Consider the following 12,839-nt stretch of genomic DNA (forward strand, 5'->3'; position numbering starts at 1 on the left):
CGGCGTCGCCCTTCGGGGGGCGACAAACACGAGGGACATTCGGCGAAGTGACGCGGACGGCGTGTCCGCGTGCGTACGATTGTAGGAACCGTCAGCGAAGGAGCCCGCCGTGCCTCTAGGAAATCTCGTGGATCGACCCTTCGGCGAATCCCCTCAGGTCCGGAACGAGCCCGTCCAGGTCCGCAGCGCCGCGCGCCTCGCCTCGCTCCTCGACGCCGCCGCCGCGGTCGTCGACGAGGTCGGCTTCGACCGGCTGACGACCGCCATGGTCGCCGAGCGCGCCGGTGCTGCGATCGGCACCGTCTACCGCTACTTCCCCGACCGCATCGCGGTGCTGCAGGCCCTGCGCGAGCGGGCGCTCGAGCGCTTCCGCAAGAAGGTCATCACCGAGATCCGGGACACGCACCCCGACAACTGGTGGGGCGCCGTCGACTGCGCGGTCGATGCCTTCTGCGACATGCACCGCACCGAGGCGGGCTTCCGCTCGATCCGGTTCGTCGACACCATCCACGCTCCCGAGGTGGCGGGCGAGGCGTTCGAGGCCGGGTTCTTCGCCCGCCGGTTCGCCGAGATCCTCGCCTCCGAGTACGGACTGCCGGGAGGCGCCCAGCTCTCGTTCCGCCTCGAGGTCACGGTCGAGGTGGCCGACGCCCTGCTCACCCGGGCGTTCCTGATCGACCCGAACGGCGACCAGCGCTTCATCGACGAAAGCCGCGCGCTGCTGCGCAACTACCTGTCGATGCACTACGGGCCCGTCGAGGGCTGACGCGGCCCGGTCCCTTCGGCGCTTAGTCCCTCCGGAGCCGGATCGCAACACTCCGCCATCCGGTTGGCGGCCGTCTCCGAATGATGTTTTGCTGACTGCCGGGTTCCCAGGGGGCCTCGGTCCGGGACGGGCTCGGTACAGCGGAGCGAGGGCAGGCACAGGCGTGATCGAATTCCGCGGAGTGAGCAAGCAGTACCCGGACGGCACCCGGGCGGTCGACGACTTCTCGCTCGTCCTCCCGTCGCGGCGCACCACCGTCTTCGTCGGCTCGTCCGGCTGCGGCAAGACCACGATCCTCCGGATGATCAACCGCATGATCGAGCCCACCGGCGGCACGATCGAGATCGACGGCGAGGACATCTCGACGCTGCCCGCCGTGGCGCTGCGCCGGCGCATCGGCTACGTCATGCAGAACTCGGGCCTCCTGCCGCACAGGAGGGTCGTGGACAACATCGCGACCGTTCCGCGGCTGAACGGGGTCGCGAAGCGCACCGCCCACGACCGCGCACTCGAGCTGATGGACACCGTAGGCCTGGACCGCGCGCTCGCCGCGCGCTACCCGAGCCAGCTCTCGGGCGGCCAGCAGCAGCGCGTCGGAGTCGCCCGCGGCCTCGCCGTCGACCCCAACATCCTGCTGATGGACGAGCCCTTCGGCGCCGTCGACCCGCTCGTGCGCGCCGATCTGCAGCGCGAGACCCTCCGCCTGCAGCGCGAGCTCGACAAGACCGTCGTCTTCGTCACCCACGACATCGACGAGGCGTTCCTCCTCGGCGATCAGGTCGTGATCCTCGAGAAGGGCGGCCGGATCGCGCAGAAGGGCTCGCCCGCCGAGATCCTCGCCGCCCCCGCGAGCGACTTCGTCGCCGGGTTCATCGGCGCCGACCGCGGCAAGCGCTCGCTGCACATCGAGGAGCGCGACGGCGCGCGACTCGTCGTCGACGGCGACGGGCGGGCGACCGGGGTGCTCCGGCCCGCGGACGGCGGCACCGCGTGAACTGGGTCGTCAACAACGTCGACTCGATCGTCGCGAACCTGATCGCGCACCTGGTCCTCTCGGTGCCGCCGATCCTGCTGTCGTTCGTGATCTCGGTGCCGTTCGGCTGGTTCGCCAACCGGTATCGCTGGAGTCGCGGCACGCTGCTCACCGCGCTCGGGGTGCTCTACGCGATCCCGTCGCTGGCGATGTTCATCCTGCTGCCGGCCGTGCTGGGCATCCCGCTGCGCTCGACCGCGAACGTGATCATCGGCCTGACCCTCTACGGCATCGCCCTCATGGTCCGCACGACCGCGGACGCGCTTTCGGCGGTGTCGGAGGACGTGATCCAGTCGGCGACGGCGATGGGCTACTCCGCCTGGGCCCGGTTCTGGAAGGTCGAGTTCCCGCTCGCCGGACCCGTGCTCCTCTCGGGACTGCGCGTGGTCACCGTCAGCACGGTCAGCCTCGTGACGGTCGGCGCCGTGCTCGGCATCCAGAGCCTGGGGCTCCTCTTCACCGACGGCTTCCAGCGCGGCATCACGGGGGAGATCGTCTCGGGCATCGTCCTCACCATCGCGCTGGCGCTCGCGCTCGACGCGCTCCTGGTCCTCCTCGGCCGCCTGCTGATGCCGTGGACCGCGGCCGACCGCGCCCGCTCGGCGCGCAGGGCGCCGGCCGACCGGACGGCGGTGTCGGCGTGAACCTCATCCTCGACGCGTTCGCCTGGATCGGCGATCCGGAGCACTGGACCGGGATCTACGGGATCCCCACCCGCGTGGCGCAGCACCTGGGCATCAGCCTGCTCGTGCTCGTGATCGCCGCGGTGATCGCGATACCGATCGGCTACCTCATCGGCCACACCGGCAAGGGCAAGGGCATCGCCGTCCCGGTCGCGGGCGGACTGCGCGCCCTGCCGACGCTGGGCGTCCTGGTGCTCGCGGCCATGAGCCTCGGACTCGGGCTCGGCGCGCCGCTGATCGCGCTCGTGATCCTGGCGATCCCGTCGATCCTCGCCGGCGCCTACTCCGGCCTCGAGGCGGTCGACCGGCGCACCGTCGACGCCGCCCGCTCGGTCGGCATGACGGAGTGGCAGATCCTCACGAAGGTCGAGATCCCGCTCGGGCTGCCGCTGCTGATGGGCGGCCTCCGCTCGGCGACGCTGCAGATCATCGCCACCGCCACGCTCGCCGACTTCATCGGCGCAGGCGGCCTCGGCCGCTACATCTTCCAGGGCGTGAAGGCGGGGGACTACCCGCAGATGCTCGCCGGGTCGATCATCGTCATCGTGCTCACTCTGATCAGCGAGGTCGTCTACGCCGTCCTCCAGCGGGTGGCCGTCCCGCGCGGAGTGGTCCTGGGTCTCGCCGGCAGCGCCGCCGGCCGTTCGAGCATCCGCGCCTCGTCGCCCCGACGACGCGCGGTGGTGGGGAATCCCACCGAGGAGAGGAAATAGCAATGTTCACAGCACACTTCACGAAGGGCCGTGTCGCGCTGGGCGCACTCGCGGTCGGTGCCGTCGTGGCACTGGCAGGGTGTTCCTCGAGCGATCCGCTGGACGAGGGATCGGGTGCCGCCGAGGGCGGCGACACGATCGTCATCGGCTCGCAGGACTACTACTCGAACGAGATCATCGCCGAGATCTACGCGCAGGCGCTGGAGGACGGCGGCTTCACCGTGCAGCGCGACTTCCGCATCGGCCAGCGCGAGATCTACCTCCCCGAGATCGAGAGCGGATCGATCGACGTCTTCCCCGAGTACGGCGGCAGCCTGCTCCAGGCGCTCGAGCCCGACACGACCGCGACCACGGCCGACGACGTGTACTCGGCTCTGACCGAGGCGCTGCCCGACGGCCTGCGCGCTCTGGACGCGGCCGACGCCAGCGACCAGAACTCGTACACCGTGACCCAGGCCTTCGCCGACCAGTGGGGCCTCACCGACATCGCCTCGCTCTCCTCGGTGACCGACCCGATCGTGCTGGGCGGCAACTCCGAGCTGCAGACCCGCCCCTACGGACCGGACGCGCTGCTCGAGAAGTACGGCGTCGAGACCACCTTCCAGGCGATCGAGGACAGCGGCGGATCGACCACCGTCGACGCGCTGACCAGCAACCAGATCCAGCTGGCGAACATCTACACCGCCGACCCGAACATCGAGTCGAACGACCTGCTGCCCCTCGAGGACCCGGACGGCCTGTTCGTGGCCGACAACGTGGTGCCGATCGTCTCCGACAAGGTCGAGGACGACGCGGCCGAGGTCCTGAACGAGGTCAGCGCGAAGCTGACCGCCGAGGACCTGGTCTCGCTGAACTCCGAGAGCGTCAACGAGCAGAAGTCGGCCGCGTCCATCGCGACCGAGTGGCTCACCTCGGCCGGCCTGCTGGGCTGACCCGGGGCACGATGCCCTGATCGGCTCCGGCCGATCGCACCGCGCAGAGGCGCGTCACTCGTCGAGGTGGCGCGCCTCTGCTCGTGAGAGCAGCTTCTTGCCGCCGACGACGAGCAGGACGAAGAGCACGATCACGCCGACGAAGAGGTAGCCGGCCCAGTGCAGCGTGTCCGCGAGCTCGCGGTACCCGCCGGCGACGGCCGTGCCGACCCCGACGTACGCGAAGGACCAGATGACGCACGCGGGCGTCGTCCACGCCATGAACGTGCGGTACGACATGCCGCTCATCCCGACCGTGAGGGGGATGAGCGAGTGCAGCACCGGGAGGAAGCGGGAGAGGAACACCGCGATCCCACCCCGCCGGGCGAGGTAGCGCTCGGCGCGCAGCCAGTTCTTCTCGCCGAGGCGCCGCCCCAGGCGCGAGGCGCGGATCCGCGGCCCGAAGAAGCGGCCGAGCGCGAAGCCGACCGACTCGCCTCCGAGCGCCCCGAGGATCACCGTGAGGGCGAGCGCCAGGAACTGCAGGGGAGTGGTGACGCCGGTCGCGCTGACGATGACGACCGTGTCGCCGGGCACGATCAGCCCCGCGAGGATCGTCGTCTCGAGGAAGATCGCGAGGCCCGCCAGGAGCGTGCGCCACACGGGCGGCACCGCGACGACGAAGTCGAGGATCGCACTCAGCGCGTCGTTCATCCGGACCCGGGCCTCAGCGCACGCGCTTGAGCAGCGCCCAGAAGGTCTCGACGATCGAGCCCATGTCGACGGAGTCGTCCAGGAGCCACTGCACCTGCAGTCCGTCGGAAAGGGCGATGATCATGCGCGCGGCGGTCTCGGGGTCGACGTCCTCGGCGATGAGGCCCTCGCTCTGGTCCTCGCGCACCCGTGACGCGAGCGTCTCGGTGACCGTGCGGTAGCGCTCGAGGAAGAACGGGTGCGCGGGGTGGGACTGGTCCGTCCCCTCGGCCGAGAGCGTGGCGTAGAGGTGGACGAGGCCGGGCACGTCGCTGTTGTGCCGGATGAGCCGCACCAGCTGCTCGATCGCGGCGTCGCCGGTGCGCCCCAGATCGTAGGCGGCACTGTCGAGCTCGTCGCGCTTGCGGAGGACCTCGGCGAAGAGCTCCTCCTTCGAGTCGAAGTAGTGCAGCAGACCCGCCTGCGTGAGGCCCACCGCCTCCGAGATCTCGCGCAGCGAGGCCTTCCGGTACCCCTGGCGCGAGAACACCTCGAGTGCGGTCTGCAGGATCTCCTCGCGCTTGGCGACACCCTTGGCGTAGCTCCCCTTGCTCGGCATGGCTAAAGCGTACGGGGCGTCGCAGGGCGAGCGGTGCGCGGGCGCTGGTGCCGGCGTCAGGTGCGGCGAACGGATGTTCACCGCTCCCGTGCGGTTCGTGCAACCTGGGAATCCACCGAGACTGAATGAGCGGGTTCCTCAGGTTCGACGATCCAGCGGAGTCGCTCGCCGTCGAGAGGAGTGCGGCAGCGGCTCCGACGGCGGGGAGGGCCGTTCGCCCGTCGCCCGGCGGTGGTGTCCCTCGACGTCGAGACACTCCCTCTCGACGTCGACAGACCTCCTGCACGCGGGCGTCGAGACGAGCTCGCCGACGGCCCGCGGAAGGGTGTCGTCGGAGGGGGCCCATGGGCCGCACATCCGCTCCAGTACTGGGATCGGAGGGTATCCGGCCCTCGTCGCCGACCTAGGCTCGGGGCCGTGAACGAACTCCTGGATCCGCTCCTGCTGTCGAGGTGGCAGTTCGGCCTGACGACGATCTACCACTTCCTCTTCGTGCCGCTGACGATCGGCATGGCGCTCACCGTCGCGATCTTCCAGACCGCCTGGGTGCGCACCTCGAAGATCCACTACCTGCAGCTCACCAAGTTCTTCGGGAAGCTCTTCCTGATCAACTTCGCCATGGGCGTGGTCACCGGCATCGTCCAGGAGTTCCAGTTCGGCATGAACTGGAGCGACTACTCCCGTTTCGTCGGCGACGTGTTCGGCGCTCCGCTGGCCTTCGAGGGGCTGCTCGCGTTCTTCCTCGAGGCGACGTTCATCGGCCTCTGGATCTTCGGCTGGGCCAAGCTGCCCGAGAAGCTCCACCTCGCGACCATCTGGCTCACCTCGCTCGGCACGACGCTCTCGGCCTACTTCATCATCGCCGCGAACGCGTTCATGCAGAATCCGGTCGGCTTCCGGATCAACGAGGCGAAGGGCCGCGCCGAGCTGACGGACATCTGGGCGCTGCTCACGAACAAGGTCGCGCTCGCCGCGTTCCCGCACACGATCTTCGCCTGCTTCATGGTCTCGGCCGCGGTCATCATCAGCGTCGCCGCCTACCACCTCTCGCGCAGCCAGCACCTCGAGACCATGCGCCCGGCGCTGAAGTTCGGCGCCTGGATGATGCTCGTCAGCGGCGGACTCACCCTCCTCACCGGAGATCAGCTCGGCCTCGCCATGGTCGACACGCAGCCGATGAAGATGGCCGCGGCCGAGGCGCTCTACCGCACCTCGACCGGCGTCGACGCCTCGTTCTCGGTCTTCACCTGGGGCACGCCCGACGGCGCCAGCGAGCTGTTCTCGATCCGCATCCCCTACCTGCTCTCCTTCCTCTCGACCCACACCTTCACCGGCACCGTCGAGGGCATCAACGACCTGCAGGCGCAGTACGAGCAGGTCTACGGCCCCGGCGACTACACGCCGATCATCTGGGTCACCTACTGGTCGTTCCGCTGGATGATGGCGCTCGGCGTCCTCGCCATCGGCGTCGCCGCCGCCGGCCTCTGGTTCACCCGCAAGGGCCGCGAGCCGAAGCAGTGGATGTGGAGGATCGCGATCTGGGCCGCTCCGCTGCCCCTCTTCGCGATGATCGTCGGCTGGGTCTTCACCGAGATGGGCCGCCAGCCGTGGCTGGTCTTCGGCCTGCTGAAGACGGCCGACGGCGTCTCTCCCGGCGTCAGCGGAGTCGAGGTGCTGATCTCGCTCCTCTCCTTCACCGCCATCTACGGCGCTCTCGCCGTCGTGGAGTTCCGGCTCATCAAGCGCGCGGCCCAGGCCGGACCCGACGACGCTCCCGAGGTCGACGAGGAGAGCGGTCGCCCGCAGCTCGTCGGCACCGTCTACTAGGAGGCACCCGTGGATCTCCCCACACTCTGGTTCTGGATCGTCGCCGCGTTCTTCATCGGCTACTTCGTCCTCGACGGCTTCGACTTCGGCGTCGGCATGTCGCTCCCGTTCCTCGGTCGCGACGACACCGACCGCCGCGTCCTGATCAACACGATCGGGCCGGTCTGGGACCTCAACGAGACCTGGGTCATCGTCGCGGGCGCGGCCATGTTCGCGGCGTTCCCGGAGTGGTACGCGACGCTCTTCAGCGGGTTCTACCTGCCGCTGCTGCTGATCCTGCTCGCTCTGATCGCGCGCGGCGTCTCGTTCGAGTACCGCCACCAGCGTCCGGAGGCGCAGTGGAAGTCGCGGTTCGACCGGATGATCGTGGTCGGCTCGGCGCTGCCCGCGTTCCTCTGGGGAGTCGCCTTCGCGAACATCGTGCAGGGCGTGCCGCTGGACGCCGACCACAACTACATCGGCACGGTCTTCGACCTGCTGAACCCGTACGCGCTCCTGGGCGGACTGACGACCCTCCTGCTGTTCTTCACCCACGGAGTGGTCTTCGTCTCGCTCAAGACCGACGGAGAGATCCGCGAGCGGGCGCGACGGCTGGCGACGAAGGCTGGGCTCGTGACCATCGTGGTCGCGGCGGTGTTCCTCGCCTGGACGAACCTGCAGTCGGGCAACGGCCCCTCGTGGCTGCTCTCCCTCGCCGCCGCCGCCGCGCTGATCCTGGCGTGGCTCGCGAACATCCGGGGGAGGGAGGGACGCGCGTTCGCCCTGCTCGCCGGCACGATCGCCCTCGCGGTGCTCGCGCTGTTCACCACGCTGTTCCCGGCGGTCATGCCCGCGTCGAACGACGTCGCGAACAGCCTCACGATCGAGAACGCGTCGAGCACCCCGTATACGCTGACGGTCATGAGTTGGACCGCCCTGGTGTTCGTGCCGCTCATCGTCGGCTACCAGGCCTGGACCTACTGGATCTTCCGCAAGCGCATCACCCGGACGCAGATCCCGGTGGACGCGCACTGACGTGAACGCCCCTCGTCCGTGAAGCCTCTCGATCCGCGGCTGCTCCGCTACGCCCGCGCCGCACGCCTGTTCCTCGTGCTCGGCGGCGCCCTCGCACTCGCCCGCACGCTGGGCACGATCGCGTTCGCGTGGCTGGTCGCGCAGCTCGTGTCGGGAGCGGTCGACGGGCGCTCGGCCCGGGAGCTCGCTCCGCTGCTCGGCGCGCTGCTCGCCGTGATCGCCGCGCGGGCGGCCCTGGCGTGGGCGACCGAGGTGAACGCGGTGCGCGGCGGAGTGGGGGCCAAGGCGCAGCTGCGCGCGGCGGTGCTCGAGGCCCTCGTGGCGCTCGGTCCGTCGGGGCGGCCGGCCGGCGGCTCCGGCGGCGTCGTCGCGCTGCTGGGCGGCGGGCTCGACGCGCTGGACGGCTACTTCGCCCGCTACCTGCCGCAGCTGATCGCGACGGCGGTCACGACTCCGATCCTCGTCGGGGTGGTGCTGCTCGCGGATCCGCTCAGCGCGCTGTTCCTGATCGTGACGCTGCCGCTCATCCCGGTCTTCATGATCCTGATCGGCTGGGCGACGCAGGCGGTGCAGAAGCGCCAGTGGGATCGGCTCCAGGCGCTCGCGTCGGGGTTCGTCGACACGGTCGGCGGACTCGCGACGCTCAAGATCTTCGGCCGGGCCGAGCGCCAGTCGGCGCGGATCCGCACGCTGACGGAGGACTACCGCGTGCACACGATGAAGGTGCTGCGGGTGACCTTCGTGAGCGGATTCGTGCTCGAGCTGGCCGGTTCGCTCTCGGTCGCCCTCGTCGCGGTCTCGATCGGCCTGCGGCTCGTCGACGGCTCGCTGGCGCTGGCGGTCGGGCTCTTCGTGCTCGTGCTGGCGCCGGACGTGTTCCTGCCGGTCCGCCAGGTCGGCGCCGAGTTCCACGCGGCGGCGGACGGCGTGCAGGCGGCGGACGAGGCGTTCGCGGTGATCGAGCGGGCGGCACTGCTGCCCGCGGTGGCCGGAGGCACGGCGACGCGCGGCGACCTCGAGCTGCGCGGCGTCTCGGTCGACGACGGCTCGGGCCGCGTGCTCGCGCCGGTCGACGCGACCTTCGCCGTCGGCACGATCACCGCGGTCACCGGAGCGAGCGGCTCGGGCAAGTCGACCCTCCTCGCGGTCCTCGCCGGGTTCGTGGCCGCCGAGGGGACCGTGCTGCTCGGCGGGGAGCCGGTCGCGCCCGCCGCCGTCCGCGACCGGATCGCCTGGGCGGGGCAGCGCGCCGATCTGCTGCCGGGCACGGTCGCCTCGAACGTCATTCTGGGCGCGCGATCGGTCGATCCCGCGCTCCTCGACCGCGCACTCCGGCTCGCCGCCGTGGACGTCGGTCCGACGCGCCGCGTCGACGCGGAGGGCACCGGGCTCTCGGGGGGTCAGAGCGCGCGCGTCGCCGTCGCCCGCGCGATCCACCGGCTGCTCGGGCGCGACGGCGTCCTGCTCCTGCTCGACGAGCCGACAGCGGCGCTGGACGACGCGACGGAGCGGCGGCTCCTCGCGGGGCTCCGCGCGCTGGCCGGCGAGGGCGCGACCGTGATCGTCGCCACGCACCGCCCCGCCACGATCGCCGCCGCCGACGCCGTGCTCGCGCTCTCGAGTGCCGAGGCGGTGCTCCGGTGAGGCGCGCCGACGTCCTCCGCGCCGCGATGCCGCCGGCCCGCCGCTTCCTCCCCGGACTCTCGTTCGGACTGCTCTCCTCGGCCTCGGTCGTCGCCCTGCTGGCCTGCTCGGCCTGGCTGATCGTCCGCGCGGCGGAGCAGCCGCCCATCCTCTTCCTGTCGATGGCGGTCGTCGGGGTGCGCGCCTTCGCGCTCGCGCGCGCGTTCTTCCGCTACCTCGAGCGGCTCATCGGCCACGACGCGGCGTTCCGCGCGCTCGCGGAGCTGCGGGCGGGCGTCTACGAGCGGCTCGTCCCGGTCGCTCCCGACGGACTCGGCCGCGTGCGCCGCGGAGACCTCGTCTCGCGGGTCGTCGCGGACGTCGATGCGCAGCAGGACGTGCCGCTGCGGATCGTGCAGCCGCTCGTCGTGGCGCTCGTCGTGTCGATTCTCGCGGTGGTGGGCGTCTGGCTCCTGCTCCCGGCCGCCGCGGTCGTGCTCCTCGCGCTCCTCCTGCTGGCGTTCGGGGCGGGAGCGGTCGGCTCCGGTCTCGTGTCGGCGCGCGCCGACCGCGAGCTCGCGCCGCTGCGCGGAGAGCTGGCCGAGCGCCTCAACCTCCTCGTCACCCGTCTCGACGTGCTGATCGCGTTCGATGCGGCCGACCGTGCCGTGGCCGACGTGGCGGAGGCGGAGGAGGCGCTCACCCGTGCCGCCCGCCGCCGTGCCGCGTCGGCGGGACTCGCCGCCGCGGTGCTCGCGCTGTGCTCGGGAGGCGCGGTGTGGGCGTCGCTCGCCCTCGGCATCCCGTCTGTGGACGCCCTCGGCGGGCCGGCGCTGGGCGTCCTCGCCCTGGTGCCGCTCGCCGTCTTCGAGGTGGCCGCCGCCGCCCCGCTCGCCGTGCAGTCGGCGCGCACCGCGCTCTCGAGTGCTCAGCGCCTCGCGGACCTCGACCGCGAGGCGTCGTCACCCGACCTCGCGACCGACGCTGACGTCGATCCGCTCGTTCCCGACCCGCACGGATCGGATCTCGTGCTGCAGGACCTCTCGGTGTCCTGGCCCGGCTCCCCGGCGCCCGCGCTCACGCACGTGTCGCTCGAGCTGCGAGCGGGCGAGCGGATCCTCGTGACCGGCTCGAGCGGATCCGGCAAGACCACGCTCGCGCACGCCCTCGTGCGCTTCCTCGACTACTCCGGCTCGTACCTCGTCGGCGGAGTCGAGGCGCGGACGCTCCCGCAGGCCCGGGTGCGCCGGCTGGTCGGCCTCGTCGAGCAGCAGCCCTACCTGTTCGACGACACGATCCGGCAGAACCTGCTCTTCGCGCGGCCCGCCGCCGACGAGGAGGAGCTCCTGTCGGTGCTGGACCGTGTCGGGCTCGGTGGGTGGACCGCGTCCCGCGGAGGGATCGACGCACGGGTCGGGGAGCGCGGCTCCCTCGTGTCCGGCGGGCAGGCGCAGCGCCTCGCCCTCGCGCGGGCGCTGCTGGCCGACTTCCCCGTGCTGGTGCTCGACGAGCCGACCGCCTCGGTCGACGCTCCGGTCGCGGATGCGCTGCTCGCCGATCTGCTCGCCGCGGCGCGGGGCCGCACGGTCGTCCTGATCGCGCACCGCGTGGATCCGTCGTTCGTGTTCGACCGGCGCGTCGCCGTGACCGACGGGACCGCCGTCAGCTCCTGACGCGCGCCGCAGCTCGGGCGAGCATCCCGCCCTCGTCGGCCCACCGGTCGAGCACCGCGTCCATCCGCCGTCGTGCTCGGTCGTCGAGGGCGGCGCGCAGCGGGCGCACGACGTCGGCCGCGAGAGGATCGACGAGCTCGGGCACGCGCCCGTCGCGGACGAAGCCCTCGAGCCGAGTGAGGTCCGACGCGCGCAGGAGCGCGACGCGCGACTGGAGCAGGACGACGGCCGCGAGGCGGTGCTCGAAGACGGGCGGGTCCCAGAGCTCCGAGGAGAGCGCGGTGACGTCGTCGTGCGTCAGGCCGCGGAACTTGTTCAGCGCGTCGCGGACGCCGCCGCGGACGGCGCCGACGGACGCCCCGGTCGCGTCGAGGCCGTGACCGAGCCGCTCGCGCACGTCCTGCGCCCGCCACTGATCGCCCTCGTAGGCGAGCACCTGGCGGAGGAAGTCACCGGGCCCGCTCATCCCTCCATTCTGCGTCGATCCGGAGGGCCTCGTGGACACCCGCGGCGGCGGACGTCAGGGGAGGGGGCGACGCAGCGCGTCCAGGCGACGGCGCCACGAGTCGAGCCGGCCCGGCTCCGCGGCGAGCGCCGGCCCGCCGACCCACGAGGTCGCCAGGCGCGCGCCGTGCAGCGCGTTGACGACCCACACCTCGCGGCCGTCGAGCGACTCCGGCTCGGTCGGCGCCTCGAGCACGTCGACGCCGAGCGCGCCCGCGAGCACCGAAATCGTGCGGGCGGTGACGCTGCGCACCCGGGGGCTCGTGGGCGGAGGGAGGACGAGGGTGTCGCCGAGCCACCACAGGACCGCGCTGGTCGCGCCGTCGAGGATCGCACCGTCCGCGTCGAGGATCACGGCCTCGTCGGCTCCGTTCGCGATCGCCCGCTGCCGCAGCAGCGCGAGCCGGGCGATGTCGGGTCCCTTCCACTCCGGCACCCGCCGCGGATCCACAGGACTCGTCCACAGCACGACCGAGCGGGTGCGCGGCGGTGCCGGTCGCAGGCGCAGGTGCAGTCCGGCGGAGTCGAGCTCGACGCGGGGGAAGTGGTCGCCGGTGCGGGGGAGGGCGGCGACGGACGCGTCGAAGAACGCGCCCGCGTCGTCCGGTCCGTCCGCCGCCCGGACGGCGTCGAGGAAGCGCTCGCGGTGCAGCTCGAGACCGCGCACGCGGCCCTCCGAGACGAGCCACGAGTCGGCGGCCAGCAGCGCCGCCGCGCCGGGTTCGCGCGGGGAGGCGAGCTCACGCCCGTCCCAGTCCCGCACCTGCTCGCCGTCCACGA

Annotated in this window: 13 protein-coding genes; 9 read left to right on the top strand and 4 right to left on the bottom strand. The window is 71.7% G+C overall.

Features of this window, described 5'->3' with window-relative positions:
• Window positions 1-127: 127 nt before the first annotated feature.
• The 5 genes from C1I63_RS12510 to C1I63_RS12530 all read left to right on the top strand — a co-directional run bounded on the left by C1I63_RS12510 (window position 128) and on the right by C1I63_RS12530 (window position 4,127).
• Window positions 128-766, top strand: coding sequence for a TetR/AcrR family transcriptional regulator (locus C1I63_RS12510; RefSeq protein WP_230671281.1), 639 nt, complete (start codon window positions 128-130; stop codon window positions 764-766).
• A 163-nt stretch (window positions 767-929) separates the two neighbouring features.
• Window positions 930-1,760: an ABC transporter ATP-binding protein gene (locus tag C1I63_RS12515; RefSeq protein WP_055792961.1), complete on the top strand. Its 831-nt coding sequence runs from the start codon at window positions 930-932 to the stop codon at window positions 1,758-1,760.
• Window positions 1,757-2,443: an ABC transporter permease gene (locus C1I63_RS12520; protein ID WP_107574997.1), complete on the top strand. Its 687-nt coding sequence runs from the start codon at window positions 1,757-1,759 to the stop codon at window positions 2,441-2,443. Before C1I63_RS12515 ends, C1I63_RS12520 begins: the two co-directional genes overlap by 4 nt.
• A complete protein-coding gene (locus C1I63_RS12525; RefSeq protein WP_055793228.1) occupies window positions 2,440-3,195 on the top strand; it encodes an ABC transporter permease in 756 nt (251 codons plus the stop codon). Before C1I63_RS12520 ends, C1I63_RS12525 begins: the two co-directional genes overlap by 4 nt.
• Window positions 3,196-3,197: 2 nt before the next feature.
• On the top strand, window positions 3,198-4,127 hold the full coding sequence (locus C1I63_RS12530; RefSeq protein WP_055792956.1) for an ABC transporter substrate-binding protein: 930 nt from the start codon (window positions 3,198-3,200) through the stop codon (window positions 4,125-4,127).
• A gap of 54 nt (window positions 4,128-4,181) precedes the next feature.
• Here C1I63_RS12530 and C1I63_RS12535 read toward each other — a convergent pair whose 3' ends face one another.
• Together C1I63_RS12535 and C1I63_RS12540 are read right to left on the bottom strand one after the other, a co-directional pair.
• Window positions 4,182-4,820, bottom strand: a complete 639-nt coding sequence (locus C1I63_RS12535) for a DedA family protein (protein ID WP_055792952.1) — start codon at window positions 4,818-4,820, stop codon at window positions 4,182-4,184.
• A 13-nt stretch (window positions 4,821-4,833) separates the two neighbouring features.
• Window positions 4,834-5,418, bottom strand: coding sequence for a TetR/AcrR family transcriptional regulator (locus C1I63_RS12540; RefSeq protein ID WP_107574998.1), 585 nt, complete (start codon window positions 5,416-5,418; stop codon window positions 4,834-4,836).
• A gap of 417 nt (window positions 5,419-5,835) precedes the next feature.
• Between C1I63_RS12540 and C1I63_RS12545 the strand changes: the two genes are divergently transcribed.
• The 4 genes from C1I63_RS12545 to cydC are packed head-to-tail and all read left to right on the top strand — an operon-like array spanning window position 5,836 to window position 11,555.
• The gene (locus C1I63_RS12545) at window positions 5,836-7,245 is read left to right on the top strand and encodes a cytochrome ubiquinol oxidase subunit I (protein ID WP_107574999.1); all 1,410 of its coding nucleotides are present in this window, start codon (window positions 5,836-5,838) and stop codon (window positions 7,243-7,245) included.
• Between the two features lie 9 nt (window positions 7,246-7,254).
• On the top strand, window positions 7,255-8,259 hold the full coding sequence (gene cydB / locus C1I63_RS12550) for a cytochrome d ubiquinol oxidase subunit II (protein WP_107575000.1): 1,005 nt from the start codon (window positions 7,255-7,257) through the stop codon (window positions 8,257-8,259).
• Between the two features lie 18 nt (window positions 8,260-8,277).
• A complete protein-coding gene (cydD, locus tag C1I63_RS12555; protein ID WP_107575001.1) occupies window positions 8,278-9,903 on the top strand; it encodes a thiol reductant ABC exporter subunit CydD in 1,626 nt (541 codons plus the stop codon).
• Window positions 9,900-11,555, top strand: coding sequence for a thiol reductant ABC exporter subunit CydC (cydC, locus tag C1I63_RS12560; protein WP_280523123.1), 1,656 nt, complete (start codon window positions 9,900-9,902; stop codon window positions 11,553-11,555). The genes cydD and cydC overlap by 4 nt, the downstream gene beginning before the upstream one ends.
• On the opposite strand, the gene C1I63_RS12565 is transcribed toward cydC, so the two are convergent.
• Window positions 11,545-12,021 (bottom strand): DNA alkylation repair protein, encoded by a 477-nt coding sequence (locus C1I63_RS12565; RefSeq protein WP_107575002.1) that lies wholly within the window; start codon window positions 12,019-12,021, stop codon window positions 11,545-11,547. The two genes, cydC and C1I63_RS12565, sit on opposite strands and share 11 nt — an antisense overlap.
• Before the next feature lie 54 nt (window positions 12,022-12,075).
• A complete protein-coding gene (locus tag C1I63_RS12570; protein ID WP_244907061.1) occupies window positions 12,076-12,837 on the bottom strand; it encodes an aminotransferase class IV in 762 nt (253 codons plus the stop codon).
• Window positions 12,838-12,839 lie beyond the last annotated feature (2 nt).

Origin of the sequence: Rathayibacter caricis DSM 15933 (assembly GCF_003044275.1) — a bacterium.
GTDB classification, from domain to species: domain Bacteria; phylum Actinomycetota; class Actinomycetes; order Actinomycetales; family Microbacteriaceae; genus Rathayibacter; species Rathayibacter caricis.